Source organism: Bradyrhizobium sp. SZCCHNS1022, assembly GCF_032484835.1.
Classification (GTDB): Bacteria; Pseudomonadota; Alphaproteobacteria; order Rhizobiales; family Xanthobacteraceae; genus Bradyrhizobium.
In genome coordinates this window covers 1,129,531-1,154,393 of the sequence record NZ_JAUETT010000001.1, presented here as the reverse complement: position 1 = coordinate 1,154,393, position 24,863 = coordinate 1,129,531, and the positions used below count along the sequence as shown (strand labels likewise).

The following is a 24,863-nucleotide window of genomic DNA, read 5'->3' as shown; positions in this document are numbered from 1 at the left end:
CAACGAAGGCTCCCATGCTCTCGGTTGAACTTGCGATCGTCATCGTCCTGATTGTGATCAACGGCCTGCTGTCGATGTCGGAGTTGGCGATCGTCTCGTCGCGTCCGGCGCGATTGGCGCTGCTGGCCGAGAAGAACATCCGAGGCGCACGGAGCGCTCTGACACTGGCCGCCGATCCCGGCAAGTTCCTGTCGACGGTCCAGATCGGGATCACGCTGGTCGGCGTGCTCTCGGGCGCGTTTTCCGGAGCCACGCTCGGCCAGCGCTTGACGCAGTGGTTGCTCGACCTTGGCCTGTCGCCGTCGCTCGCAGACATCGCCGGGGTCGGCCTTGTCGTGACCAGCATCACCTATGCGACTTTGATCGTCGGCGAACTGGTGCCAAAGCAGCTTGCGCTGCGCGATCCCGAAGCCGTCGCCGTCAGGGTCGCGCCGGCGATGCAGCTGCTCGCAAAAGTCTCGCTGCCGCTGGTCGTGCTGCTCGATGTTTCCGGCAAGCTGATCCTGAAGTTGCTCGGCCGCAGCGGCGTTTCCGACGACAAAGTGTCCGAGGAGGAGATCCATCATTTGGTGCGCGAAGCGGAAACGGCAGGCGTGCTGGAACCCGGCGAGAAGGAGATGATCGCCGGTGTGATGCGGCTCGGCGATCGTCCCGTCGGCGCCATCATGACGCCGCGGCCCGAGGTCGACGTCATCGATCTCAACGATGATCCCAAGGCAATCCGCGAATTGCTGGCGAAGAGCCCGCATTCGCGCCTGCCGGTATCCGATGGCGAGCGCGACCGTCCGATCGGCGTGCTACAGGCGAAGGACCTGCTCGCGGCCTATTTGCGCGACGAAACACCCGATCTGCGCAGCCTGGTGCGCGAGGTGCCGATCATTCCCTCGAGCGTCGATGCCCGCGATGTGATCGCGATTCTCAAGGGCTCGCCCGTGCATATGGGGCTCGTACATGATGAATACGGAGCCTTCGACGGGGTGGTCACGGCCGCGGATATTCTCGAATCGATCGTCGGCGCCTTCACCTCCGAAGAGGGGCCACCCGAACCCGCCTATGTTCGGCGGGCAGACGATTCATACCTGATCTCGGGCTGGATGCCGCTCGATGAATTCTCCGACCTATTGTCGATCGAGGTGCCGCCACATCGCGGCTACCACACGATAGCGGGCCTCGTTTTGCAGCATTTCGGCAGCGTTCCCCACGTGGGCCAGAGCTTCGATCTCAACGGCTGGCGCTTCGAGATCGTCGATCTCGATGGCCGCCGCATCGACAAGATCCTGGCGATGCGGCTTCCGCAGGATGAGAACGGTACGCCGCCGGCAGCGTAGATTTGCGGCGGGGTCGGTTTTGATCGAGATCTACTCCGCCGCCTCGACCTTCAACACGCCGCGACGGATCTGATCCTCCTCGATCGACTCGAACAATGCCTTGAAATTGCCCTCGCCGAAGCCGTCGTCGCCCTTGCGCTGGATGAACTCGAAGAAGATAGGTCCGATCGCGTTCGCCGAGAAGATCTGCAGCAGCACCTTGGTGTGCCCGCCGTCCACGACGCCCTCGCCGTCGATCAGGATGCCGTTCGCTTTGAGGCGGGCGACATCCTCGCCATGTTTCGGCAGCCGGCTATCGATCTTTTCGAAATAGGTGGCGGGCGGCGACGGCATGAACGGCAGGCTGGCGGCCCGCAGCCCCTCTACCGTCGCATAGATGTCGCGCGCCCCACAGGCGATGTGCTGAATGCCCTCGCCGCGATAGAGCTTCAGATATTCCTCGATCTGCCCGGAATCGCCGGCGTCCTCATTGATCGGAATCCGGATCTTGCCGTCGGGACTGGTCAGGGCCCGCGAAAACAGGCCTGAGGCGCGGCCTTCGATATCGAAGAAGCGGATCTGGCGGAAGTTGAACAGCTTCTCATAGAAGCCGGCCCACACATTCATGCGGCCACGATGCACGTTGTGGGTCAGGTGGTCGATATAATAGAGGCCCGCGCCGGTCGGGCTTGGATTGCGCGCGCCGAGCCAATCGAATTCGTAATCATAGGCCGAGCCTTTGGCGCCGTAGCGATCGACAAAATACAGAAGGCTGCCGCCGATGCCTTTGATGGCCGGCACATCCAGCGTCTTCTGCGCAGGTAACACATCGGCCGGCTCCGCGCCGAGCGCGACTGCGCGATCATAAGCGGCCCTCGCATCGACCACCCGGAACGCCATCGACGGCGCGCAGGGGCCGTGTTCGGCGACGAAGCTGCAGCCATGGCTGCCCGGCTCCTCATTGACCAGATAGTTGATGTCGCCCTGGCGATACAACGTGATCGCCTTGGTCTTGTGGCGGGCAACCGGCACAAACCCCATCAGCTTGAACAGGGCGTGCAGTTGCGGGGGCTCCGGATGCGCATATTCCACGAACTCGAACCCGTCCGTGCCCATCGGATTGTCGGCCGAGATCGTGGCAGGCGGCGCATCGTGCGGAAACGGACCCATCGGCGGATTCTCCCAAATGTCGATCAGGCATCCTGGCTCACGGGACCTGCACGGGGCGTGCAAACGATTGCCATTTTCAGCCGGATGTGCACGATCCGTGCATTGGATACAGGATTGATGCATGATTTCAGTCGACGCCTTCGATCTCAAGATCCTGGCCGCCCTACAGGACGATGGCCGCCTCACCAACCAGGAGCTGGCCGACATCGCCGGCCTCTCCGCCTCGCAGTGCTCGCGGCGGCGGATGCGGCTGGAGGAGGAAGGCGTGATATCCGGCTATCGCGCCGAACTTGCGGGTGCGGCGCTCGGCTTCGAGCTGATCGCCTTCATCCAGATCACGCTGGCGACCCATTCGCCGGACAATGCCAAGAAATTCCGCTCACTCGTCAATCGGGTCGAGGAGATCCAGGAAGCCTATGCGCTGACCGGCGATGCCGATTACCTGCTCAAGGCTGTGCTGCGCGACCTCAAGAGCCTGTCCGACATCGTCAACAACGTGCTGATGCCGCACCAGAGCGTCGCCCATGTGCGCTCGTCGATCGTGCTCGACCGGTTGAAGGAAAGCGCGAAGCTGCCCCTGCGGGCGATCGCGCGTTGAGGTCATCCAGTAACGGTTCATACTGCAACCGTCATTCCGGGGCGCGAATGAAATGAGCGAACCCGGAATGACGGGGCTCATCCGGCCGCTGCGACCGTCCCCTCAACCTCGCCGAATCCGATGCGATAGCCGTCGCCCTGACACCAGCCGCGAATGGCGAGCGAGTCGCCGTCCTCCAGGAACGAGCGCTTGATGCCATCAGCAAGCTCAACCGGCTCCGTGCCGTTCCAGCTGATCTCCAGCAGGCTGCCGCGCTGATGCTTCTCGGGACCGGAGATGGTGCCGCTTCCTAACAGGTCGCCGATGCTCATGGCGCAGCCGCTCGATGCATGATGCATCAGCTGCTGCACGCTGGACCAGTACATGTATTTGAAATTGGTGCGGCAGATCGTCTGCGCCGCCTTCATGCCGGGAGCGCGCAAGGAGACGTCGAGCTCGAGATCGTAGTTCTGCGCGCCCTTCTGCTGCAGGTAGGGCAGCGGCGTCGGTTCTTGGTTCGGCCCCGCCACGCGGAATGGCTCCAGCGCCTCCCGCGTCACCACCCACGGGCTGATTGACGTCGCGAATGCCTTGGCCTGGAATGGCCCGAGCGGCACATATTCCCATTGCTGGATATCGCGCGCGCTCCAGTCGTTGAGCAGCACGAAGCCGAAGATCATGGCTTCGGCTTGCACCTCGGTCAGCATCTCGCCCATGTTCGAGGGCTGGCCGATGACGACGCCCATTTCCAGTTCGAAATCGAGCCGCTTGCAGGGACCGAAACTCGGCGCATCCACGCTCGGCGGCTTGAGCTGTCCGCGCGGACGCTGCACCTTGGTGCCCGACACGACAACGGTCGAGGCGCGACCGTTATATCCGATCGGCATGTGCAGCCAGTTCGGCTGCAGCGCGTTGTCCTTGCCGCGGAACATCACGCCGACATTGGTGGCGTGTTCCTTCGACGAATAGAAATCGGTGTAGCCGGACACGTGAAACGGCAGGTGCATCGTCACGCCGGCGCGGGCGAGCACCGCGCGGCTGCGCAGCGCCTTGTTGTCGCGCAGCTCCGGATTGTCATGGCGCAACAGCTCGCTGATCCGTGCCCGCGTCTTCGACCAGACCGCGGGCCCGAGCGACATGAATGGATTTAGCGAGTCCTGCGCAAACACGTCATAAGCCGGCGCAAGGTCGATCAATCCTTCGCTCTCGAGCACGGCGAGGTCGAGCACGAAATCGCCGATGGCAACGCCGATACGACGTTGCGGCGAGTCGGCCGCCGAGAACACGCCATAGGGCAGGTTCTGGATCGGGAAGTCGGAGGCCGGATCGACCGGGATGAAAGAACGGAGCGAGGGATCGTTGGGATGGGGCAATGTCATAATCCTACTGACTCTCTCTCGTCATCCCGGGATGGCCCGACAGGGCCAAGCCTGGAATCCATACGCACGACCGTCGTCATGGAATCCAGGCTCACCGCCGAAGCGGCGCCCGAGAATGGCGGCGAGATTTATGGCTACGGCCTGGTTGGATCGAACCGCTTCTCCAGACCGTTCCAGCAATCGGCATAGTCCTCCTGCATCGTGCCGGACTCCGCGGCATGCCTGGTGATCCGTTGCGGGAACCGCGTCTCGAACATGAAGGCCATGGTCCCGGTGAGCTTGACCGGTTTCAATTCACCATCGCTCGCATGATCAAACGCCTCGCGATCCGGGCCATGCGGCAACATGCAATTGTGCAAGCTCATGCCGCCGGGTACGAAGCCCTGCGGCTTGGCATCATAGACGCCATAGATCAGGCCCATGAACTCCGACATGATGTTCATGTGATACCAGGGCGGGCGGAAGGTGTTTTCCGCCACCATCCAGCGCTCCGGGAAGATCACGAAATCGATGTTGGCGGTGCCCGCCGTCTCCGACGGCGAGGTCAGCACGGTGAAGATCGATGGATCGGGATGATCGAAACCGATCGCGCCCACCGGCGAGAAGGTGCGCAGGTCGTATTTGTAGGGCGCGTAGTTGCCGTGCCAGGCGACCACATCGATCGGCGAATGCGGCAGCTCGGTCCTGAACAGCGCACCGCCCCATTTGACATAGAGCTCGGTCGGCGTGTCCTTGTCTTCGTACGACGCCACCGGAGTCAGGAAGTCGCGTGCGTTGGCGAGACAATTGGCACCGATCGGTCCGCGTTCCGGCAAGGTGAAGGCGCCGCCATAATTCTCGCAGAGGTAGCCGCGTGCAGCGCCCGCCGGCAGCTCGACCCGGAACTTGACCCCGCGCGGGATCACCACGATCTCGCCCGGCTCCGCGTCGATGCGGCCGAACTCGGTGACGAACAGCAGATTACCCTGCTGCAGCACGAACATCAGCTCTCCGTCGGCATTGTAGAAATGCTGATCGACCATCGACTTGGTGATGACATAGACATGCGCCGCCATGCCGGCCTGCGTTGCGGCGTCGCCCGCGGTCGTCATGGTCTGCACGCCCTGCAGGAACGTCACCTCGCCTGCGGGAATCGGCGTCGGATCCCAGCGCAATTGCTGCACCGTGATCTCCTGCTCGTGGCAGGGGGCCGTGCGCCAAAGCCCGGCCTCGACGCGGGCGAAGCGGCCGGAGTGCTTGACCGAGGGACGAATGCGATACAGCCACGAGCGCTCATTGGCCCCCCGCGGCGCTGTGAATGGCGAGCCGGAGAGCTGTTCGGCATAGAGGCCGTAGGCGCAGCGCTGCGGCGAGTTGCGCCCGATCGGCAAGGCCCCCGGCAACGCCTCGGTTTCGAACGAATTGCCGAAGCCGGACATATAGCCCGGCGTGATCTGCGACGAAGCCTGGTTCAGTTTGCCAGGCGCGGTGTTGATGTTCATGACGCGTCTCCTTGCAGGCGGGCCCACATTTCGCGATCGCGCTCCGCCGTCCAGATCACGGGCTCTTCGATGCCACTCGCCTCATCAAAGGCGCGCGACACGTTGAATGGCAGGCAATGCTCATAGATCGCGAAGCTCGAGAATTTCGGATCCATCACCTCGCGCGTCGCCGCCATCGACTCCTTCAGGCTGCGGCCCTTGGCGACGGACATCTCCGCTGCACCATAGAGTGAACCGACGAAGTCACGGGTCATCGCGATCGCCTCGCGTACGGTCGCGGTGCCCTTCAGCGCGTCACCACGGCCGGGCGCGATAGCCTTGGGGTTGAAGCCCAGCACCTCGTTCAAGGTCGAAGGCCATTCGCGCAAGTAAGCGTCGCCGCAATAGCAGGCGGAGTGATATTCGATCAGGTCGCCGGAGAACATCACCTCGGCGTCCGGCACCCAGGCGACGATATCGCCCGAGGTGTGTCCGGCTCCGATCTGGATCAGCTGCACCTCGCGCTTGCCGAGATAGATCGACATTTCGCCTTCGAAGGTCAGCGTCGGCCAGGTCAGGCCGGGAATGCTCTCCGCGTCCTGGAACAGCCGGGGAAAGCGGCCATATTCGGAATCCCAATCCTGCTGACCGCGCTCGGCGATCAGTCGATAGGTCTCCTGCGAGGCAACGATGCCTTGCGCGTGGTAGGCCGAGGCGCCGAGCACGCGGACGGCGTGATAGTGCGAGAGCACGACATATTTGATCGGCTTGTCGGTGACCTTCCTGACACGCTCGATCACCTTGTTCGCCATTGCCGGCGTCGCCTGCGCATCGAACACGATGCAGCCGTCGTCGCCGACGATCACCGCCGAGTTCGGATCGCCTTCGGCGGTGAACGCGTAGAGATCAGGACCGATCTCGGAAAAGGTGACCTTTTTCTCCGCGAGGTCCCCGGTGGATGCAAAGCCTTTCGCCATCATGATTCCCTATCTCTGCAGCTCCGGTGCGGCTGCCTGTTGTTGCTGACCGGCTTCCATCGTGCGCCGCTTGGCGAGCGTGATCGCCTCGCGCAACACGCCGATGTCGCCGATGTGGTTGGCCAGAATGAGAACCAGCGCGGCATCGAGATCGGCGCTCTCGATGTCCGACAGGCCACGATGCGCCTCGACGATGGCACGGAAGGCGTCGTCTGGTTTGCTGAAATTGGAGCTGGTCGAAAGCGTCATGCGCCCACCTCAATTCAATCCCGCTGCACGCGCCACCGCGGCCTCGATCGCGGAGCGCGTCGGATGCCGGAAGCGCGCGGCGACGTAGCCGTCCGGCCGCAGCAGATAGGACGTTCCGGGATCGGCGCCGTAGCGCGTGCGAGCCAAGCCTTCCGCGTCGATCAAGCCGCGTGCGCCGCCGATCCTGATCGCGCCCATGTCGTCCGGCAGGTCATCGGCGGCACAACCGTTTTCGAAGGAGAGCAGCGTGAAGCCCCGCCCCGCTGAGCTGAACGCGTCGGTCAGGAACAGCGGACGACCCTCGGAATCGCGCAGCGGCGCATCCGCCATGGACGTGCCGGGGCAGGATCCGCCCTGCCAGAACTCGGCATCAGCCGTCGAAAGCGGCGTGTCATAGACCGAGGGCACCGAGAGCCGGCCGCCGTTGACCATGCGCTTGGCGAACTCGGTCTCCTTGGCGAGCGCCAACACCATCTTGCGCAGGCGCGCCTCCTGATGCGAGTTCGGCGCCATGAAATCGGTCGCGCGCGTAGACTCTCGGATATTCTCGTCGGCTGCCGCGCTCCGCTCCAGGTGATAGGTATCGAGCAGAGTTGCCGGTGAGAAGCCGCGCAGCACACGATCGAGCTTCCAGGCCAGGTTCTCTGCGTCCTCCAGTCCCGAATTGGCGCCGCGCGCGCCGAACGGTGAGACCTGGTGCGCGGCATCGCCTGCGAAAATGACGCGGCCATGGATGAACCGCTCCATCCGTCGGCACTGGAATTTGTAGAGCGAGATCCATTCGAACTCGAACGCATCGTGGCCCAGCATCCGCGCGATCCGAGGCCGCACGTTCTCGGGCTGCTTCTCGACGTTAGGGTCGGCATAACGGCTGAGCTGCAGGTCGATGCGCCAGACGTCGTCCGGCTGCCGATGCAAGAGCGCCGAGCGTCCGGCATGAAACGGCGGATCAAACCAGAACCAGCGCTCGGTCGGAAAATCGGCCGCCATCTTGACGTCGGCGATCAGGAACTGGTCCTCGAACACCTTGCCGGAAAAGTCGGCGCCGACCATCTGGCGCAGCGTCGAGCGCGCGCCGTCGCAGGCGATGACATACTGCGCCGAGAGCCGATACGGCCCATCCGGCGTCTCGACCGTCAGCAGCACATGATCGTTCCTCTGCTCGAGCGCGGCGACCTTGTTGCGCCAGCGCAGCGAGATGGCCGGCAGTTCGTTGACGCGATCGACCAGATAGGCCTCGGCATAGAACTGCTGCAGATTGATGAACGCCGGACGCTTGTGGCCCGGTTCGGGCAGCAGGTTGAACTGATAGAGCTCTGCAGGACCGTGGAAGATCCGACCAACGTTCCACACCACGCCCTTATCGACCATGCGGTCGCCGACGCCGAGCCGATCCCAATATTCCAGCGCCCGCTTGGAAAAGCAGATCGCACGCGATCCCTCGCCGATGCGGTCGGCGTCGTCCAACAGCACCACCGCGTGGCCACGCTGCGCCAAGTCGATCGCAAAGGAGAGGCCGACCGGACCGGCGCCGACCACCACGACCGGATGTTCGGCCGGCTCGCCGCTATCCTGGTCCGGATGGCGCCGATAGCCGAATTGAACCTTGGCCTTGCCCGTGGTCTCTGCCGAATTGGCCTGCACCATCGCTCGCGTGCCCTGCTCGCCTGTCTCGCGACCGCCGTTGTCGCCGGCGTTCTTATCGAAGTGGTTTTTGACGTTTCCAACGATGCGCAACCGGCATCTTGCCATATAGTCGCATCTGCGACTATCTTACACCCGACGGCCTCGGCCGCGTCAACTCAAAAAATTGGAGCCCGTCTTGGCTAAATCGTCCGTGAGCCCCGCCCGGCAACAGGCGAAGACCACCGAGGCAACACGCGATGTCGCGACGCCACAGCGATCGGAGCGGCTCGATCTGTTCAAATTCACGCCGTTCCGGCTCAATCGGCTCGCCGCCGAGGTCAGCGCGGCGCTCGCCTGCGAATATCGCGAGCGTTACGGTCTCGACATTCCGGAATGGCGGGTGCTGGCAACGCTGGGCTTCCGCCGCGATGCCTGCAGTGCGCAATATGTCGCCCATTGCACGCGCACGCACAAATCCACCATCAGCCGCGCTGTCACGACGCTGCTGGAGCGGCGACTGATCGAACGGGTCGAAAATGCCGATGATCGCCGCGAGTTCCGGCTTCGCCTCAGCCGCAAGGGCAAGACACTGTACGAGGAACTGATCCCCCGTTTGCAGCGGAAGGAACGCGAGATCATGTCCTGCCTGTCGGATCAGGAGCGCAAGATTTTCGATAGCCTGATCGGAAAGATCGAGGAGAGCCTCGGCCTGATCCAGACCAGCGAAGAGGCCGACGCAAAGGAAGCGTATTGATCGGCGCCGTCATGACGCAGAGCGGAGCGACGTAGGCGTTTATGACGACGGTTTCCGCCGCGCCGTCGCCGCAGCGGAGACGTCGATCACGTTCTCCACCTCATTGCGCCAGCGCAAGATCTCCATCGCTAGCACCGGGTGATTGAAGCCCTTGAGCTGCAGATCGTCGATCGGCACCGCTTCGACCCAGGGTTCGACCATGCCATAGACACGCCGGGATGCGATGATTTGCCCGGCCTTCGCCTCGTCGCACAGGCGCGAGGCAAGATTGGTCACGCTGCCGATCGCGGCATATTCCAAACGATGTTCGAAGCCGACCTGACCCAGCGTCGCATAGCCGAGCGCAATGCCGACACCAAAGCCGAGACTGTGGCCGCGATTGCGCCAACGCTCGGTGAGACGGCCGATCTCGTCTCGCATCTCGACCGCCATCCTGACCGCGCGCTTGGTGTGATCCTCGAACGGGATCGGCGCGTTGAACAGGATCATGACGCCGTCGCCGGCGTAGCGGTCCAGTGTGCCCTCGTAGCGGAAGATCAGTTGTCCGAGCGCAGCGTGATAGTCCCGCAGCACATCCATCGCCTCTTCCGGCTCGGTGGTTTCGGTAAAGGCGGTAAAGCCGCGCAGGTCGCAGAACACCACCGTCACCTCGCGGCGGTGGCTTTCGAGCAGAGCATGGTGGCCATCGGACGACGCAATGATCTGGGCGACCTGCGGCGCCAGGAAGCGCTCGAGCCGCCGGATGCGCTCGATCTCGCCGAGCTGCTTCTCGACGCGCTCTTCCAGAGACCTATTCCACTCGCGCAGTTGCGCGGTCTGCTCCTGCAGTTTGGCGGCCTGCTCTTGCACTTTAGCGTGGGCGAGGGCGAGCTCGCGGCCCTTCTGATCGACCTCGCTGAACAGCCGCGCGTTGCGCATGGCGAGCACGGCCTGGTGGGCGAAGGTGCGCACCAGCCCGATCAGGTTCGGCGCAAACGGGCCAGCGACGCGCCGTAAGACAACCAGTGCGCCGACCACACCCTGCTGCTCGACCAGAGGCGTGAACAGCACCGCATGGAAGCCAGCCGCAAGCGCAACATCACGGAGCGGCAGATCCGGCCCAGTCGCCAGATCGGCGATCGCAATCGGCTCGCCGCTCCGCACGGCATCGCCGAGCAGGGCGTCGTCCTCGGCCAAAACGGGATGTTCAGCCCATTGCACCTCGTCTATGCCCGTCGCTTCCACCAGCTCGAATTGACGTTTCGCGGCATCATAGGAATAGATCAGGATCGCATCGGCATGGGTGATCTCGAGCGCGCGGCTGGCAATGGTGGGCAGCACTGCGTTGACGTCGAGCGACGACGCCACCTCTCGGCCGACCTCTTCAAGCACTTTCAGCTCGTTGATCGATTGCGCAAGCTCGCGCGTGCGCTCCTCCACCTTCGCCTCGAGCTCGGAATAGGACTCGGCGAGCTGAGCCGCCATACCGTTGAACTGCTCGGCGAGCTCCTCCAGCTCATCGCGGGTATGCACTTCGATGCGATGGCTGAAGTCCCCGGCGCCGAGCCGGCGCGCGCCGGCGCGCAACGCCGTGACCGGTACCAGCATGCGCCTCGCCAGCACGGTGCCGGCCAGCGTGGCCACCACGAGGCCAAGCCCGATTAGGAGCGCGCCGCGCAGGAGCTGATCGCGGACCGGCGCCAATGCAACCATCGTCGGCTGCTCGAATAGCACGACCCAGCCGAGCTTCGGCAGCACCGACGCTGCGGTGAGCACCGCCCGGCCGTCGGCATCGGCTCCTGACGCGACCGGGTGTCCGCGCGGGCCGATCGCCGCCGCCACCTGCTGCAGCTTGGCGACATCCTGCCCTACAGCAGGCCCGTTTGTAGAGCTCGCCAACACCCGACCACGTGGATCGACCACATAGGCAACGGCGACCTTGCCCACCCGGGCATCGGTCACGAAATCTTCGAGAAAGCCGAGATCGATGTCGGCTACCGTGACGCCGGCATTGAAGCCGGAATGCGCAACCGCGACCGACATGACAGGCTGCGTGCCCTGGAACGTGATGGACGAAAAGCTCATCCCGCGGGTGACAGTTTCAGTGAAGCGCGGATCACGCGAAAAATCCGTACCGGCCGATTTGAGGATCGCGGTGCGCGAGACTCGAAGCTGCTCGCGGCCCTCGCCATTGATCTGATAGAGCTGGGTGACAGCCGGCACCTGCGTCAGCAGCTGCATATAGTCGGCCTGGCGATCCTCCAATTTGGTGGCGCTCGCCCGCGTGACCCAACTGACCTGACGCTGGAGGTCAGACAGCGCCTGCTCGATCCGGATTGCCGCAGCATCGGCTTTCTCGGACATCGCGCCGACCAGCCTGGCCTTGATGGCACGATAGCTGATCCAGGTCTCGGTAACGCCATTGACCGCGAGCACGAATACGACGAGGCCGACCAGCGCAACCACATATTTGGCGAACAGGCCTTGTTTTGAGAACAGGCTTTGGCGCAATGCCGTGCCGCAGTGCTCAACCCCGTTCATCCGATCCTCGTGCGCTGTCCTTCAAGGGCTCGCGCATCCGTGCCCCATGACAGACTAAACCCGTCGGCAGCCGTCACGGCAGCATACGTCCGAGTGGCCGACTGCGCGAGAAGACCGCCGAACGCTGTCTAGCACACAATCGTGCCAGGAGCCGCGGGCGTTGTCCGTCGCGGGAGGCGCCGGATGTCAGCGGTTGAAGAGGCGCCGCAACATGTCGTTCATGGGCTGGCTCTCCTGCGCACCGTCACGTGACGTGTCGGGCGGAGCCCCCTGCCGATCAGGGACCTGTGCCGCTGGAGGTTGAACCGACGGATCGGGGCTCGAAGGCGGCACGATGGCGCGCTTGCGGACATTCTGCCCCTGCTGCAGACCCTGCTGGATCAGATTGCCGATCGCGGCACCGAGATCGCCTCCGAGCGGATCCGATGGTGCAGTTTGCGGAGTTGCGCCGGAGTTTCCGCCCGGCGGATTGGAGGTGCCGTTGCCGATCAAGCCACCGATGCCATTGATCAGGTCGCTCAATCCGGCGGCATCCTTGCCGAACAGGCCCTGGCCCATCTGCTTCAGCTTGGCATAGGCGGTATCCGGATCGCTCAAAATGCCCGCGACATCCGGATAGATCCGCGGCTCGCTCCAGGACCCCTCGATCATCACGGGAATGCCGAGGCCGATAGGGTCCGACCTGCGGCCCTGTCCCTCGATGGTCATGACGAGCTTGGGCTCGACCCGCAACGCCAAGGTCTTGTTGCCGACGTCGACCGTGCCGCCGCCCGTCATCTTGACCAACGGCCCGATCAGATCGAGATCGTCGGTGACCGCCTGTCCACGTTCAAGGCGGAACGAAGCAGAAAGCTGATTAAGATCGGTCGACAACTCCTTCGAGTCCTGCCAGCCCGAAAGAGGAGCGGAGGTCAGGGAGCGGATCATCCGGGCGACATTGATGCCGCGGATCGCACCATCCTGGAAAAGCAGGAACGCCGAACCGTTGAGATTGGACATGATGGCCTGTTCGCTGGCGCCGCTTGAGCGCAGTGCGAGCTTCCCCTGCATCTTGGCGTCGATTTTGTCGAAATCGGCGAGACCCTGCAGCAACGGCAGCGCCCGCACGCCGACGATATCGCAATGCATCGCATAGGCTGGATTTCCCCCGGATGCATCGACGATGAGTTCACCGCTGGCTTGTCCGTCGTAGAGATGGAGATTGCCGACGGCCGTCTTCAGCACACCCCCGGCCAGCGATGCGTCGAGCGTGGCCGGTCCGAGTTGTGCACCGGCGAAATCGAACTCGGCAGCGGAGAGCTTCGCCTGGAGGTCGATATAGTTCAAGGCGCGGAGGTCGATCGAGGCCGTGCTCCATCCCTGCCGCTGGCCAGCAGATGGAGCATTTGAGCTCCCGACCGCAAGCCGCCGCAGGTCCAGATCGAGCTTCAACAGCGGCTTGCTCGCAATGTCGACGGAGGCCCAGCCGTTGAAAGCACCATCATCAAGCATTCCGCCGAGATTGTTGATGGCGATCAGCTTTCCGTTCCACCGCAGCTCGGCGCGGCCGGACAATGGCGAACGCAGAGTATCCGGCATGTCGATCTTGAACTCGATCGGAACTGCCCGCTGCATCGAAGAAACATCCGCCGTGATGTCGAATGCGAGCGGACGCTCGCCGGTCCGCGCGCTGCCGATGATCTTGGTCGTGTTGTCGGGCAATAGCGCGGCGCTCGCAGCAATGGCATCGATGCGCTGCTCCACGTGGTCGCGGGGGTTGGACAGAATGACGGCACCTTCCGTGACCGTGACATGATCGATCGAGACCGAAGCAATCGTACCGAATCCCGCAGATCCGGCATCGCGCGCGGACTCATCGCGCCGCCGCTCCCGAAGCAAGGGCAGATAGAGCGCCGGCTTTTCGATGGTGAGAGCGGTGATCTCCGGGCGGCCCGACCACAGGCTCGACCATCTCAGCTCGGCTCTCACCTTGCCGATGGTCAGCCGACGGCTGCCGTCGCGATCTTTGGGATCCTGCAGCGTAACATCGCCGAATGTGGCGTTGAGTGTCGGCAACAGTCCGATATTCGCGGCACCTGCGATACTCAAACGGTAGCCGGTGCCGCGCTCGATCCGGTCCTGGGTCGCAGCGACCAGCAGGCTTGCAGGCGCACCAAAGGCCAGCAGCCCCACGAAGACCACCAGGACGACACCGACCACAGCGCCCGCGTATCTCACTGCTTTCATATCGACGTTCCAATCGGATGCGCGAGCCGGACAAGTCGCTGCGACCCAAGCAGAGCCAACCGGCCCCGCAGACAACCGATCGCTCCAACGCGCCAAAAATAATCAGCGCAGCTCGCAACTTTATGTGACGTATGACACACTTCTGCCAGAGCGGCTTCCGTAACTGACGGTTTCAAACTGTTCCTAAGGGCATAGTGATGAGCACGCAGGCCGAGTTTGCGGTCATTCTGAAAATGAACCCGATGTTCGCGGACCTCGGAAACGACGAACTGCAGCGTCTCTCCACCCTGTGTCATACCCAGCATATCGCTGCGGGTGAGGTGCTGTTCCAGAAAGGCGATCCTGGTGACGCCTTGTTCGGAGTCCGGCGCGGCCAAATCCGCATCGAGACCGGTGCAACCGATGGCACCCGGCTGACTCTGAACTTCATGGGGCCAGGCGACCTCTTTGGCGAGGTCGCCGTACTGGACGGCCAGGAGCGCACCGCGGACGCCACAGCAAGCCAAGCGACCGAGCTGTTCGTGCTCCGGCGTGAGGAGTTTCTCGACTTCCTGGAACGCGAACCGAAAGTCGCGATCAAGATCATCCAGCTGCTCTGCCAACGCATCCGCTGGCAAAGCGAACGGATGGAAGAATCCGTGCTGCAGCCGCTTCCGATCCGGCTTGCCCGGCGGCTGTGCGCATTGGCCGACGATTTCGGTTCCGAGGTCCACATCTCCCAGGAGCAGCTTGGCATCTTCGTCGGCGCAGCGCGCGAAAGCGTCAATCGGCAACTGCAGACCTGGCGCAAGGACGGGATTCTCGAACTGCAGCGGGGTCGCATCCTGCTTCAAGACCTGACCACGCTCAGCGCGATCGCACATAGCGATTAGCGGCACGCCGCGTTGATGCGGGCCAATCCCACGGTGCTTTTTCGTGGCTTTGACAAGGCAGCACACAGACAAAGCACTTTATTGTCACGCCCAAGCTCAAACTTGTCCTTTCCAGGCTGCAAGCGTGACGCAAATCGGGCGGCGCGCATCGTTTCATATCTGCGCTGACTAAACATGATCGCAATTGGGCCACCACTCCTCACAATTTGCGACATGAACGCTTTTTAATGGTTCTAAACAAGTAATCCGGCAGCGGCGATGACCATTCATCCCGCGCGTTCGTACGCGTGGGCAAGGCTTTGCACGCTCCAAGAGCAGTGAGTATCAGTCCCGATGTGTCTCGCGGTGTTGGTGGCTGCGCGTAAGGAAAGCTCTTCGGCGCCTTGGTCCTGGGATTGGCGAGCGACCGTCTCGAGCTTGGCTCGCGGGGTCGAACAAGGATGGACCATTCCGCTTCTCCTCACAGGCTTCGTCGCATTGTGGATGATCTATTTTTCGCTTGCCTATATCGGCGGCGATCTTCACCAGGACGTGTTGGAAACTTGGTCGCTCGGCCGCAGCTTCGATTGGGGCTCATCGAAACATCCGCCGCTGATGGCGTGGACCGCACGGGCCTGGACCATCGTCTTTCCGCTCACCAACTGGTCGTTCAACCTGCTGGCGCTGACCAATTCGGCAGTCGGATTATGGGCGGTCGATCTGATCACCCACCGTTTCGCGCGTGGCGACAAGCGCCTGATCGTGCTGCTGCTGCTGATGCTGTTGCCGGTCTATCAGCTCCATGCACAACGCTTCAACGCCAACGCCATTCTGCTGTCGACGTGGCCGCTTGCGACCTATTGTTTTCTGCGCTCGTTCGAGACCCGTGCTCCAGGCTGGGCGATGGCCGCCGGCGCCGCAGGCGCTCTGGCAATGCTCGGCAAATACTATTCGGTCTTTCTGATCGGCAGCTTTGCGATCGCCGCCCTCCTGCATCGCGAGCGGCGAGCTTACTATACGTCTTCGGCGCCATGGATCGCTTCCGCGACCGGGCTCGCAGCCCTCGCTCCACACATCTATTGGTTGGCAACGACCGGAGCTCAGCCATTTGCCTACGCCATCGAGCGGCATTCCGGCAAGGCGCTTGGACCGGCGCTGATCGAGGCGACCGGATTCCTTCTCGCCATGGGCGGTTTGATCGCAATCCCGGGCCTGATCTGGCTGGTGATGGCGCGGCCTCGCTTGAGCCGATTGCTGGACGACATATTCAAGCTTGATCCCGGATTGCAGTTGCTGTCGAGCATCAGCATCGGAACCATTGTCCTTCCGGCGTTGGTTTCAGCAGTGTTCGGCACGGATATGCCGCCGCTTTGGGGGCTGCAAGGCGTGTTCCTGTTCGTCGTGGTGATCGTGTGCGGCGCGAGCTATCAAGCTCCCCGCGAGCGGACGGCCAATCTCCTTGTCGCCGCCGTCGGCGTCGCGGTCCTCGCCGCGTTCGTGGCCGCGCCGCTGCACGCGCTCTACCGCAACTATTTTCCGCTGCATGAGGGGCGCAACTTCTATCAGCCGGCGGTCGCGGAGCTGACGCGTCAATGGCACGCATTGTCGGACACGGCGCTGCCAGCGGTCGGCGGCGATGAAGGATTGGCCTTCGCGGCCGCGTTCTACAGTCCCGATCATCCGGTCTTTGACACCGGCCTGGTGCATCCGCATGAGCTTCAGCTGCCGGATGATGCCTTCACACAGGGATGGGCAGCTCTGTGTTACGACACCGATATCTCCTGCGTGGCGGGCATGGACAGTGCCGCTGCGCGGACGAATCGCGCCGTTCGCAGCTCGTTCTCGCTGACCACCAGCCTGTTCGGCTTGGAGGGCGCGAGCCAGGGCTTCGTCGCGCTGATCGTGCCGCCTGCGACCGATGAGGCGCCAAAGCCATCGCCGAGCAACGGCATCGCTCAGGATTTCAGCGCCCAGCGTCGAAGCCCGCCCATGCTCAACTGAGTGGCTGCACGGCGTTCAGTTACTCCGCAGCCGGCGAGATCCTCGTCGGCGGCTTTTTCTCCTGCGCATCCTTTTGCGGTGAAGCCGCAGCTTGATCGGCGGCCTCATCCGCAGCGGACGAGACGATCAGGCGTCGGCCAAGGCGCCCGAACAGCGCGCCGATGTCATCCATCACCATGAACATCGCCGGCACGAAGACCAGCGACAGAACGGTCGAGAACAACAACCCGCCGATCACCGCCAGCGCCATCGGCGAGCGGAACTCGCCGCCGGCGCCGACCGCGAGCGCACTCGGTATCATACCGGCGACCATGGCAATCGTCGTCATCACGATCGGCCGCGCCCGCTTCAGGCCGGCGTCGATCATCGCCGCCTCCCGCGGCTGGCCCGCACGAATCGATTCGATGGCGAATTCGACCAGCATGATCGCGTTCTTGGTGACGATGCCCATCAGCATCAGGATGCCGATCCAGACCGGCGTGGTCAGCTGCTTGCCGGTCAGGAGCAGTGCAGCGATCGCACCGCCGATCGACAAAGGCAGCGAGAACAGGATCGTGATCGGCTGCAGGAAAGTGCCGAACAACAAGACCAGCACCGCATAGACCATCATCAGTCCGGATGTGATCGCCGTGGCGAACCCTTCGGACAGCTCATTCAGGCTTTCGGCATCGCCGGAAGGGCTGACCCTGACGATCTTCGGCAGCGTCTTCATGACCGGCAGCTCGTTGATCTGCCGGGTGGCATCGCCGAGCGCGGCGAAGCCGACGAGGTCGGCCGCCACCGTCGCCTGGCGCTCGCGGTCGTAGCGATTGATGCTGGTCGGCCCCTGATCGAGCTTGATGTCGGCGACCACCGAGAGCGGCACGCCGCCCTTTTCGCCGTGCATGCCAAGCGGGACGCGCAGCTGCTCCAGCGTCTGCACGTTGCCGCGCGCGGCGTCCTCGAGCTGAACCCGAATCGGGATCAGGCGGCCGCCGGCATCAAATTTTGCCAACGCCGGTCCGACATCGCCGATGGTGGCGACGCGGATGGTCTGAGACAAACTCTCGGTCGATACGCCGAGCCGGGCGGCGAGATCGGCCCGCGGCTGGATCCGCAATTCGGGCCGGTCGAGCGCCGTCTCCGAGACCACGTTCGAGATGATCGGAATCCGCTTCATCTGCGAAGCGAGTTCACTTGCGACATTGTCGACGATCTTGCTGTCCGAACCGGTCACCACCAGCGAGATCGCGCGCAGGCCGTTTTCATCCAGGAACCAGAAGCGAATGTCAGGGACGTTGTTGAGCTCCTCGCCGATCTCGCGTTCGAGCTCCTTCTGGGTGACCTTCCGCTCCGATTTCGGGGTGTAGTTGATGATCAGCGCCGCGCGGCGCACCTCCATGATGCCGGGCGGCGAGCGGCCGCCGTCCACGAACACACTCCGCACCTCCGGCCGTTTGCGCAGCCGCGCCACGATGCCCTCCGTGACCTGCTCCGTGAAGGCAAGCTGCGAGCCGGGCGGCAGCTCCATTGCAAGCAGCGAACGCGCGGTGTCCTGAGCCGGCAGGAAGCCTTGCGGCAGCAGCTTGATGCTCAGGATCGAAGCCGCGAAAATCGCAAAACCGATGACAACCGTGATGAAGTAGTGCTTCACCGACCAGCTTACGACGGCATGATAGCCGCGCAAGATGCGGCCGGACGGCGGCTCCTCATGCGCCTGGTGCTTCAGGAAATAGGCGGCCAACATCGGGGTCACGAAGCGTGCGGCGAGCAGCGAGAAAAACACCTGCACCGACACGGTGATGCCGAACTGCTTGAAGAACTGTCCCGCAACGCCCGACATGAAGCTTGCGGGCGTGAAGATCGCGATGATCGTGAGGCTGATCGCGATCACGGCCAGCCCGATCTCGTCGGCCGCTTCGAGCGCGGCGCGATAAGGCGACTTGCCCATCCGCATGTGGCGGACGATGTTCTCGATCTCGACGATGGCATCGTCGACCAGAATGCCGGTCGACAGCGTGATCGCGAGGAACGAGACCAGGTTGAGCGAGAAGCCGAGGATGTCCATCGCCCAGAAGGCCGGGAAGATGGACAGCGGCAGCGAAATGGCCGCGATCACGGTGGCCCTGATGTCGCGCAGGAACAGCAGCACGATGATCACGGCCAGGATCGCCCCCTCGAACAGGGTCGAGATCGCGGCCTCGTAATTGCCCTTGGTGAAATCGACCGAGGTATCGATCAGCCTCAGATCGACGTCGGGATAGGCGACCTTCAGCGCATCGATGCGCTTCTGTACGGCCGCGGCGACCACCACGTCGCTCGCTCCCTTGGCGCGCTTGATGCCAAGCGCGACCACGGGATCGCCGTTGAAGCGGGCGAAGGTCCGGCGATCCGCGATCGTGTCCGTAACGGTGCCGAGATCGTCGAGCCGGACCTCGCCGCCGCCGAACAGCGGGATCATGGTGCCGGCGAGATCGTTCAGCGTCTTGGCGCCGGCCAGCGTGCGGATCGCCTGGTCGTTCTTGCCGATTTCGGCGCGCCCACCGGCCAGATCGACATTGGTGCCACGCAGGCTCTGGCTGACATTGACGGCGGTCAGGCCCATCGCCTGCAGCCGGTCGGGATTGAGCGAGACCAGGATTTCGCGCTGGACGCCGCCGATGCGCTCGACCTGGCTCACGCCGCGCACGCCCTGCAGCGCGCGCTTGACGACGTCATCGACGAAGAAGGACAGCTGCTCCGGCGTCTTGCCCGGCGAGATCGCGGCATAGGTCACGATCGGCAGTCCGATCACGTCGACGCGCTGGATCAAGGGCTCAGTGACATTCTGCGGCAGATTGGCGCGCACGCGCGTCACCGCATCCTTGATGTCGTTGAGCGCGCGGTCGGAATTGGTTTCCAGCGCGAACTGGATCGTGGTCACCGACAGGCCGTCGGTGATCGAGGAGGAGATATGACGCACGCCTTCGACGCCGGAGACGCCGTCCTCGATCGTCTTGGCGACCTGGGATTCGAGCTCGGCCGGCGCCGCGCCGAACTGCGACACCGCAACCGAGATCACCGGAATGTCGGCATTTGGCAGCCGGGTCACCGCGAGCTTGGTGAAGCTGATCCAGCCGAGCAGCAATAGGATGATGGAGAAAACCACCGGCGGCAGCGGGTGCCGGATCGACCATGCCGAGATATTGAGTGCCATCAGCGTACCCGGGTGCGATCGAGGTCTTCGGCGAACATGGTCTTGATCTGGTCGCCATCATGCAGCGAGCTGCCGGCGTCGGCCACGACGACCTCGCCGACGTCGAGACCTTCCAGGATCTCCGTCGAGGTGTCCGATACCAATCCGACGCGGACCCTGCGGGTCTCGATGGTGTCGCCCTTGACCACCTGGATGGTGAGATGATCGATCGCGGTGTTGGGAACCGCGACGCCGCAACTGCGCTTGGCGTCGATGCTGGCGCGCGCGAACATTCCCGGCTTGACGGCAGGATTGCCGGAGAGCGCAATCCTGACATGGCCGAGCTGGGTGGAACGATCGATCTGCGGCGAAACCACCCGTACACGCCCGATGATGTCCGGTTGCTCGTCGCGGCTGATCCGGACGGATGCGCCGGGATTGAGTTTCAGCAGGTGCACGCTCGGCACCTCGGCATCGAGCTCCAGCTCGTTGTTGACGGCGATGCGGAACATCGGTCCGGCCTGCGGCGAGGCAGGCGCGCCGACCATGGTGCGAACCTCGGTGACAAGGCCGGCCGCGGGCGCCCGCAGCGACACTGCCCGCCCGGCGGCTGCGGCCGGTGCGCCCGGCTGCGGCGGTGGCGGCGTGAGCCGCGCCAGCTCCTGGTTCTCGGTGACGGCATCGCCTTCCTTCACCAGCACGTCGGTGACCCGCGAGCCTTCGTGATCGGCGCCGACCACGGCTTCGCGGCGCGGCACGACAAAGCCGGTGACCCGCACCAGATCGGAAAAGCAGGCGTTCACCGCCTTGGTGACGACCACCTGCGCCTGCATTCGCGGCTCGTCTTCCACCCGTCGCGACCGGTGCTCGAACCAGTAATAGCCGCCCAGCAGGACTGCGACGAGCACCGCGCCGGCGGCGGGTTTGATAGTCTCGGTGAGCTTCATCGATGGCTTGATCCCAGAGCTTCGCGGCGGAGACGGCGGACGCCCGCTTGTGACGGATATGCGCCCCGCAATGCTGCGGGAGGAACGCCCAGGCCGATCCTCAGTCGCATGCGAGGCGCAAATTCGATCCCTGCAGACACTATTTCGCAGCCGCCGTCTTGCTCTGCGTGTTCACGACCTGCACGCGGCGGTTCACTTCCGACAGCGGGTGGCTTGGGTCCTTCAGCTTGCTCTTGCCATAGCCGACGGTCACGAGATCGGCGCCGGCGATGCCGTATTTCTCGACCAGATAGCGCTTGATGGAATCGGCGCGCCGCTCCGAGAGGTCCTGGTTGTAGGCATCGCTGCCGGCGGCATCGGTGTAACCGGCGACCAGGAAGGTCGATCCCTTCAGGTCCGGGCTGGTCAGCGCGCGGCCAAGCGCCTGCACTGACGCCAGCGACTTCTGGCTGATGTTGGCCGAATTGTACTCGAAGGTGATCTCGAGGTCGATGTTCGGCCTGGCCTTGGCGATCGCGGCGATCTCCTCGCGCTCGGCCGACGACAGCGAGCGTGCGGTACGGCCGCGCACGCTCTGCAGGAACTTGTCCTGTTCGGGCGAGACGGCCGGCGTCTCCTCCGCCGGCGGCGCCATCGACAGGCCCCGCGTCAGCGGCTTCTTCGGCCCGGCCAGCGCACGGACGATCTGATCCTCGGTCACGTCCTCGGCGGCGAGGGCCCTGGCCGCGCCGAGCGACAGCGCCGCTCCGATCGCAATCGTCGCGAGCATCGTGGCGGGGAGAGTTGGTCTCGTCATCTGGCAGTTCCTCCTGTGCGGAGAGCGCGGGTCCTCACCGATCGAGCGACGGCGAGGCCCGCCCGCGTCCCTTCGCTGTTTCCCGTGGCTGTTCGCCCTTTTGTCATTCCGGGCCGTCCTGGGGTTCGAACGGCGCCGGTTGCTGCGATCGCGAAATTGCTCAGCGAACGCCGTAGCTTTCGAATTCCTGCACGACGTTGGGGTCCATCGCCTTGGCATTGGCGATGTCGAGCGCCCCCTCCTGGGCCGCCCCGCTGCGCTGCCTGGCGAGACCTCGGCCATAGAGCGAGGACGTCAGCCGCGGATTGATCTTGAGCGCCGCGTCGAAATCGGCGATCGCATTCTTGTTGGCGCCGCTCTTCAGGTTGAGCAGCCCGCGACTGTCCAGCGCGTCGACGAAATTCGGCCGCAGCCGCAGCGCCTCGTTGCAGTCCCGCAACGCGGTCTGCAATTCGCCGATCACGGTGCGCGCCCAGCAGCGGTTGTTCAGCGCCTCGACGTCCTTCGGATTGATACGGATGGTGTCGTCGAAATCCTTGATCGCAAGATCATAGGCGCCCTTGCTGGCGTAGACCTGGCCGCGGCGATACAGCGCGCTGACATCATCCGGATTGGCAGCGATCTTGGCGGACAGGCTCTTGATGGTCGGATCGTCGGCGAGCGCCACCTGGGTGCTCGTCGGGGCCACGTTGGGCTCGGGACTGGGCGAATTGCTGGCCGCAGGCGGCACAGGTGCAGGCGTCGCTGTCGGCGCCGGTGCCGGCGGCGGCGTGTCGGCCTTCTGCACCGGGCTAGGCGCCGGGCTCGGCATCGGTGGCGCAGGAGGCGGAGCGGGCGGCGCCACCACGACCTGCGTCGGGCTCGGTGTCGGGGCGGGCGGCGGCGTGACGTTCGTCTCCGCGGCGCCGCCGGCCGGGCGGTTGCCAGCCGGCCCCGTGACGAAGGTGAAGTCCTCAGCGAGCGAAGAGGAGATCCACGGCACCTGCTCATTGCGCGAGGCGCGGGTGACGCCGACGCGGGTGTGGTTCAAGGTCTCTTCCGCCGAGAGATCAGGGACGCGGATCTCCTTCAACAGCTCCTGCACGAACAGACTGTGATCGCGTCCGCTGTCGGAGACCACCGCGGACAGCGCGGCCGAATACATCACCAACGTCCCCGTCGGCGCGATCACCGGTGCGAGCCCGGCCGAGGCGGTCCGGAATCGCCGCTCGTATGGATTGCGGCGCGAGGCGTCGATCAGTGCGATCTTGACGCCGGCGCCACGGCCGTTGATCTCGCCCAGCACCGTCTCCAGGCTGAAGCCGTCGCGCCGCACATCGGCCTCCTGCCAGATCTGCGCATCGACCGGGATCAGGTAGCTCTGCCGGTTGGACTGGATGCCGTAGCCGGAGAAGAACACCAGCGCCACCGTGCCGGGCTTGATCTTCCCGTACAGGCGATCGAGCGCGTGGCGCATCGCCTCGCCGCCCGCATTCTCCAGAACATCGACGTTGAAGCCGTCGCGCTTCAGCTCATCGGCGAGGTCGCGCGCGTCGTTCACCGGCTCCGTCAGCGGCGCGTCGGCATCGGGATATTTGGCGTTGCCGATCACCAGCGCGACGCGATCGGCGGCGGCGAAGCAGGGTACGGATGCAACGGCAGGGACGATCAAACCGAGCAGGAGGAGCAGGCGAAGCGTCATCACGATGGCGGTCCAGACTTTGGGCGGTCCAGAGGTCAGCAACAGAAGGCGCCGATCGCGCTTGCGCCGCGGCGACCTTACCCCCCGCACCAGGCATTATCAAATCGCGGTGACCCGACGTCAACCGCTGGGAACCTCGGCAGAAGCGTCACAATCGCGACGCATCGCGCCACCTCTCGCCTCTTCTCTCTGCAGCACGATCTTCGACGTCGGAGCATGCCCGTCTTGGACGGCTTGCGAATGTGACCGGCCGCACATGAGGCCAGCGGCGACCGAGCTGCTCTCGGTCTCATTGACCGCGACGATCGGGAGTGGCTTGCTGCATTCCGAACGAGACCACAACGACGGGGAGAGACGACCGGATGGGGAACGCCCATGAGATCGCCTATGAGATCTATGCGCTGCGCTATGCGACGATGTCGGGGCGCACGCCGCAGATGAACCATCTGCAGCCGGACCCGCATGAGAGCACGGCGCAGGACCTCGACTATTTCGTCTGGCTGATCCGTGGGCCGGGGCGCGACATCCTGGTCGACACCGGCTTCAACGCCGAGGAGGCGCGGCTGCGCAACCGCAAGCTCACCTGCGATCCGGTCGAGGCGCTGGCCGCCTTCGGCGTGGCGCCGGCGCAGATCCGGGAGGTGGTCGTCACGCATCTGCATTATGACCACGCCGGCAATCTCGACCGCTTCCCGAATGCGCGCTTCCATCTGCAGGAGCGCGAGATGGCTTACGCGACCGGCCGCTGCATGTGCAACGGCCTGCTGCGGCATCCGTTCTCCGTCGAGCACGTCACGGCGATGGTGCGGCATGTCTATCGCGAGCGCGTCGTCTTCCACTGCGGCGATGGCGAGATCGCGCCCGGCATCACCGTACACCGGGTCGGCGGTCATTCCGACGGGCTGCAGGCGGTGCGGGTGGAGACCGCGCGGGGTCCGGTCGTGCTCGCCTCCGATGCCGCGCATTACTTCGCCAATCTGCACAGGCGCAGCCCCTACCCGATCATCTACAATCTCGGCGACATGGCCCACGGCTGGGAAATCGTCGAGCGGCTCGCCGGCCATCCCGATCGCATCATCCCCGGACATGATCCGATCGTCGCCGAGATCTATCCGCGGGCGAGCGAGACGGTGGACGTGTTCGCTCTGCATCAGGCGCCATCGCGCTCATTCGTGAAAGAGTGAGCCG

18 protein-coding genes are annotated in these 24,863 nt (G+C 64.0%); 6 read left to right on the top strand and 12 right to left on the bottom strand.

The window, feature by feature from the left end; translation table 11 throughout:
* Nucleotides 1-14 precede the first annotated feature (14 nt).
* Complete coding sequence (locus QX071_RS05170; protein WP_315701951.1) at nucleotides 15-1,328, top strand: hemolysin family protein; 1,314 nt, start codon at nucleotides 15-17, stop codon at nucleotides 1,326-1,328.
* A 30-nt stretch (nucleotides 1,329-1,358) separates the two neighbouring features.
* Here QX071_RS05170 and hppD read toward each other — a convergent pair whose 3' ends face one another.
* A complete protein-coding gene (hppD, locus tag QX071_RS05165; protein WP_315701952.1) occupies nucleotides 1,359-2,477 on the bottom strand; it encodes a 4-hydroxyphenylpyruvate dioxygenase in 1,119 nt (372 codons plus the stop codon).
* A gap of 121 nt (nucleotides 2,478-2,598) precedes the next feature.
* On the opposite strand from hppD, the gene QX071_RS05160 reads away from it, so the two are divergent.
* On the top strand, nucleotides 2,599-3,075 hold the full coding sequence (locus QX071_RS05160; RefSeq protein ID WP_315701953.1) for an Lrp/AsnC family transcriptional regulator: 477 nt from the start codon (nucleotides 2,599-2,601) through the stop codon (nucleotides 3,073-3,075).
* Nucleotides 3,076-3,152: 77 nt separating this feature from the next.
* Here QX071_RS05160 and fahA read toward each other — a convergent pair whose 3' ends face one another.
* The 5 genes from fahA to QX071_RS05135 all read right to left on the bottom strand — a co-directional run bounded on the left by fahA (nucleotide 3,153) and on the right by QX071_RS05135 (nucleotide 8,766).
* Nucleotides 3,153-4,427: a fumarylacetoacetase gene (fahA, locus tag QX071_RS05155; RefSeq protein ID WP_315701954.1), complete on the bottom strand. Its 1,275-nt coding sequence runs from the start codon at nucleotides 4,425-4,427 to the stop codon at nucleotides 3,153-3,155.
* A gap of 140 nt (nucleotides 4,428-4,567) precedes the next feature.
* The gene (hmgA, locus tag QX071_RS05150; protein ID WP_315701955.1) at nucleotides 4,568-5,914 is read right to left on the bottom strand and encodes a homogentisate 1,2-dioxygenase; all 1,347 of its coding nucleotides are present in this window, start codon (nucleotides 5,912-5,914) and stop codon (nucleotides 4,568-4,570) included.
* Nucleotides 5,911-6,870, bottom strand: a complete 960-nt coding sequence (locus QX071_RS05145) for an MBL fold metallo-hydrolase (protein ID WP_315701956.1) — start codon at nucleotides 6,868-6,870, stop codon at nucleotides 5,911-5,913. Before QX071_RS05145 ends, hmgA begins: the two co-directional genes overlap by 4 nt.
* A gap of 9 nt (nucleotides 6,871-6,879) precedes the next feature.
* Nucleotides 6,880-7,119, bottom strand: coding sequence for a DUF2783 domain-containing protein (locus QX071_RS05140; RefSeq protein ID WP_315701957.1), 240 nt, complete (start codon nucleotides 7,117-7,119; stop codon nucleotides 6,880-6,882).
* Between the two features lie 9 nt (nucleotides 7,120-7,128).
* A complete protein-coding gene (locus tag QX071_RS05135; protein ID WP_315703120.1) occupies nucleotides 7,129-8,766 on the bottom strand; it encodes an FAD-dependent oxidoreductase in 1,638 nt (545 codons plus the stop codon).
* 271 nt (nucleotides 8,767-9,037) lie between these two features.
* On the opposite strand from QX071_RS05135, the gene QX071_RS05130 reads away from it, so the two are divergent.
* Nucleotides 9,038-9,499 (top strand): MarR family winged helix-turn-helix transcriptional regulator, encoded by a 462-nt coding sequence (locus QX071_RS05130; protein WP_409977485.1) that lies wholly within the window; start codon nucleotides 9,038-9,040, stop codon nucleotides 9,497-9,499.
* Nucleotides 9,500-9,538: 39 nt separating this feature from the next.
* On the opposite strand, the gene QX071_RS05125 is transcribed toward QX071_RS05130, so the two are convergent.
* Both QX071_RS05125 and QX071_RS05120 read right to left on the bottom strand, forming a co-directional pair.
* Nucleotides 9,539-12,019 carry an adenylate/guanylate cyclase domain-containing protein gene (locus QX071_RS05125; protein ID WP_315701959.1) on the bottom strand — a complete coding sequence of 827 codons (2,481 nt, stop codon included), beginning with the start codon at nucleotides 12,017-12,019 and terminating at the stop codon, nucleotides 9,539-9,541.
* 186 nt (nucleotides 12,020-12,205) lie between these two features.
* Complete coding sequence (locus tag QX071_RS05120; protein ID WP_315701960.1) at nucleotides 12,206-14,245, bottom strand: AsmA family protein; 2,040 nt, start codon at nucleotides 14,243-14,245, stop codon at nucleotides 12,206-12,208.
* A gap of 197 nt (nucleotides 14,246-14,442) precedes the next feature.
* Here QX071_RS05120 and QX071_RS05115 point away from each other — a divergent pair, with 197 nt between their 5' ends.
* Together QX071_RS05115 and QX071_RS05110 are read left to right on the top strand one after the other, a co-directional pair.
* Nucleotides 14,443-15,117: a Crp/Fnr family transcriptional regulator gene (locus QX071_RS05115; protein ID WP_315701961.1), complete on the top strand. Its 675-nt coding sequence runs from the start codon at nucleotides 14,443-14,445 to the stop codon at nucleotides 15,115-15,117.
* A gap of 483 nt (nucleotides 15,118-15,600) precedes the next feature.
* Nucleotides 15,601-17,097: a glycosyltransferase family 39 protein gene (locus QX071_RS05110; protein ID WP_315701962.1), complete on the top strand. Its 1,497-nt coding sequence runs from the start codon at nucleotides 15,601-15,603 to the stop codon at nucleotides 17,095-17,097.
* 19 nt (nucleotides 17,098-17,116) lie between these two features.
* Here QX071_RS05110 and QX071_RS05105 read toward each other — a convergent pair whose 3' ends face one another.
* The 4 genes from QX071_RS05105 to QX071_RS05090 all read right to left on the bottom strand — a co-directional run bounded on the left by QX071_RS05105 (nucleotide 17,117) and on the right by QX071_RS05090 (nucleotide 23,675).
* Nucleotides 17,117-20,272 carry an efflux RND transporter permease subunit gene (locus QX071_RS05105; RefSeq protein ID WP_315701963.1) on the bottom strand — a complete coding sequence of 1,052 codons (3,156 nt, stop codon included), beginning with the start codon at nucleotides 20,270-20,272 and terminating at the stop codon, nucleotides 17,117-17,119.
* On the bottom strand, nucleotides 20,272-21,198 hold the full coding sequence (locus QX071_RS05100; RefSeq protein ID WP_315701964.1) for an efflux RND transporter periplasmic adaptor subunit: 927 nt from the start codon (nucleotides 21,196-21,198) through the stop codon (nucleotides 20,272-20,274). Before QX071_RS05100 ends, QX071_RS05105 begins: the two co-directional genes overlap by 1 nt.
* A 139-nt stretch (nucleotides 21,199-21,337) precedes the next feature.
* Nucleotides 21,338-21,967 (bottom strand): OmpA family protein, encoded by a 630-nt coding sequence (locus QX071_RS05095; RefSeq protein ID WP_409977484.1) that lies wholly within the window; start codon nucleotides 21,965-21,967, stop codon nucleotides 21,338-21,340.
* A 187-nt stretch (nucleotides 21,968-22,154) separates the two neighbouring features.
* A complete protein-coding gene (locus tag QX071_RS05090; protein WP_315703121.1) occupies nucleotides 22,155-23,675 on the bottom strand; it encodes a caspase family protein in 1,521 nt (506 codons plus the stop codon).
* A gap of 362 nt (nucleotides 23,676-24,037) precedes the next feature.
* Here QX071_RS05090 and QX071_RS05085 point away from each other — a divergent pair, with 362 nt between their 5' ends.
* Nucleotides 24,038-24,859: an N-acyl homoserine lactonase family protein gene (locus QX071_RS05085; protein ID WP_315701966.1), complete on the top strand. Its 822-nt coding sequence runs from the start codon at nucleotides 24,038-24,040 to the stop codon at nucleotides 24,857-24,859.
* Nucleotides 24,860-24,863: the final 4 nt, after the last annotated feature.

Bases quoted from the DNA above. Each gene is read 5' to 3' on its own strand.
- QX071_RS05170 (WP_315701951.1), top strand. From the start codon at position 15: ATGCTCTCGGTTGAACTTGCGATCGTCATCGTCCTGATTGTGATCAAC.
- hppD (WP_315701952.1), bottom strand. From the start codon at position 2,477: ATGGGTCCGTTTCCGCACGATGCGCCGCCTGCCACGATCTCGGCCGAC.
- QX071_RS05160 (WP_315701953.1), top strand. From the start codon at position 2,599: ATGATTTCAGTCGACGCCTTCGATCTCAAGATCCTGGCCGCCCTACAG.
- hmgA (WP_315701955.1), bottom strand. From the start codon at position 5,914: ATGAACATCAACACCGCGCCTGGCAAACTGAACCAGGCTTCGTCGCAG.
- QX071_RS05145 (WP_315701956.1), bottom strand. From the start codon at position 6,870: ATGGCGAAAGGCTTTGCATCCACCGGGGACCTCGCGGAGAAAAAGGTC.
- QX071_RS05140 (WP_315701957.1), bottom strand. From the start codon at position 7,119: ATGACGCTTTCGACCAGCTCCAATTTCAGCAAACCAGACGACGCCTTC.
- QX071_RS05135 (WP_315703120.1), bottom strand. From the start codon at position 8,766: ATGGTGCAGGCCAATTCGGCAGAGACCACGGGCAAGGCCAAGGTTCAA.
- QX071_RS05125 (WP_315701959.1), bottom strand. From the start codon at position 12,019: ATGAACGGGGTTGAGCACTGCGGCACGGCATTGCGCCAAAGCCTGTTC.
- QX071_RS05120 (WP_315701960.1), bottom strand. From the start codon at position 14,245: ATGAAAGCAGTGAGATACGCGGGCGCTGTGGTCGGTGTCGTCCTGGTG.
- QX071_RS05115 (WP_315701961.1), top strand. From the start codon at position 14,443: ATGAGCACGCAGGCCGAGTTTGCGGTCATTCTGAAAATGAACCCGATG.
- QX071_RS05110 (WP_315701962.1), top strand. From the start codon at position 15,601: ATGATCTATTTTTCGCTTGCCTATATCGGCGGCGATCTTCACCAGGAC.
- QX071_RS05105 (WP_315701963.1), bottom strand. From the start codon at position 20,272: ATGGCACTCAATATCTCGGCATGGTCGATCCGGCACCCGCTGCCGCCG.
- QX071_RS05100 (WP_315701964.1), bottom strand. From the start codon at position 21,198: ATGAAGCTCACCGAGACTATCAAACCCGCCGCCGGCGCGGTGCTCGTC.
- QX071_RS05095 (WP_409977484.1), bottom strand. From the start codon at position 21,967: ATGCTCGCGACGATTGCGATCGGAGCGGCGCTGTCGCTCGGCGCGGCC.
- QX071_RS05090 (WP_315703121.1), bottom strand. From the start codon at position 23,675: ATGACGCTTCGCCTGCTCCTCCTGCTCGGTTTGATCGTCCCTGCCGTT.
- QX071_RS05085 (WP_315701966.1), top strand. From the start codon at position 24,038: ATGGGGAACGCCCATGAGATCGCCTATGAGATCTATGCGCTGCGCTAT.